Origin of the sequence: Maribacter sp. Asnod2-G09, assembly GCF_045063795.1 — a bacterium.
Lineage (GTDB): Bacteria > Bacteroidota > Bacteroidia > Flavobacteriales > Flavobacteriaceae > Maribacter.
Genome location: NZ_JBEFOA010000001.1, coordinates 1 through 1,416, shown reverse-complemented (window position 1 = coordinate 1,416; position 1,416 = coordinate 1). Strand labels below are relative to the sequence as shown.

The 1,416-nt window shown below is 39.3% G+C and carries 1 protein-coding gene; it reads left to right on the top strand.

Annotation, left to right across the window (positions count from 1 at the left end; all coding sequences use genetic code 11):
• The first annotated feature begins 59 nt into the window (after window positions 1-59).
• Window positions 60-1,115 (top strand): IS110 family transposase, encoded by a 1,056-nt coding sequence (locus ACJJVT_RS00005; protein ID WP_405395445.1) that lies wholly within the window; start codon window positions 60-62, stop codon window positions 1,113-1,115.
• Window positions 1,116-1,416 lie beyond the last annotated feature (301 nt).

Here is a 1,416-nt window from a genome sequence, read left to right as displayed (position 1 = left end):
TAGCATTGATGAAAAAGCAGCAAGTCGAGTATCTTTAAAGTTCTCTAAAACAATAAGATATGAACACTCAACAAACTGCTTACCCGAAGTTATACATTGGTATCGATATTCACAAACGAAGCTGGAAAGTACATTGTGCAACAGATCTGTTCGCTGGTAAGTCTTTCAGTATGTCGCCCGACCCAAAGCAATTACATAGTTATGTTTCAAAACATTTCAAGGAGTATGAAGTTACCGTAGCTTTTGAAGCTGGTTGTTGCGGTTACCACGCTCATCGTTGTTTTGAGAGTTACGGTTGGCGAAGTCTGGTAGTCAATCCAGCAGACATTCATAGAAAGGGCAAAGAGAAACATACCAAGACCGATAAGATAGATGCGCAGTTGATAGCGAGAGAGTTGAAGGATAACCGATTGCAGAGTATCATAGTGCCGGACAGGAAACGTGAAGAACTTCGTAGTCTGTTCAGACGCAGAAATGACCTTGTAAAGGATTTCAGAAGGGTCAAGAGCTATATAAAGATGCAATTGTTGTATTTCGGAATCAGGGAACCTGAAGAGTTCGACAATGACCATTGGAGCCATAAGTACAGAAATTGGTTGGATGATATAATGTTCGAGTACCCAACGGCGAAGGCCACATTAGAGAGTAGAATGCGTTTCTTCCGTTTTGTGGACCAAGAGCTTCGCGATGTGTCCACACAGCTAAGAAGGTACTGTAAAGTGAATTATAAGAAGGATTATCTATTACTGAGAAGTATACCTGGTATCGGAGGTATCGTGGCCTGTGGCATATTATGTGAACTAGGGGATTTAAGACGTTTCAACAACATTAAACATTTGGCAGGTTACGTAGGTCTGGCACCAAGTATGTATCAAAGCGGAAACAGTCAAAGGACAATGGGAATGACCCCACGTGCAAACCGCTTATTGAGAAGTTATTTTGTAGAGGCATCTTGGCAAGCGATACGTGCAGACCCCGTAATGCAGGCCTACTATCGTAAACATCAAGGTAAGAACGTAAAAAGTATCATTGTCAAAGTAGCTAGAAAGCTACTAAGTAGAACCTTGGCGGTAATTAAAACAGAAGTTCCATATACCATTGGGGTCATTGAATAGTAAGTAGAAAAACTAATAAAATAAAATAAAAATCATAACAAAGCTCTAATATAGTGGTGAGAACCGTATCACAAAACAAAACCCGTGACCTGTACTATTTAGGATCACATTTTTAGCAAGTGACCGGTTTTATTATAATTTATAATCATACAGATGCCGGTGACGTTTCAAGTTTCGAACCGATCACACATAGGAGTGCGAGCAAGTTATATTAAAAGAAAAAAAGGTGGTTTAAGGCAAAAAAGAAAATATTAATTAACTTTAAGAAACTGGACTAAGGCTTTTCATAGGAGGTTTTGTT

Coding starts and splice junctions, on each gene's coding strand:
- ACJJVT_RS00005 (WP_405395445.1), top strand. CDS start 60: ATGAACACTCAACAAACTGCTTACCCGAAGTTATACATTGGTATCGAT.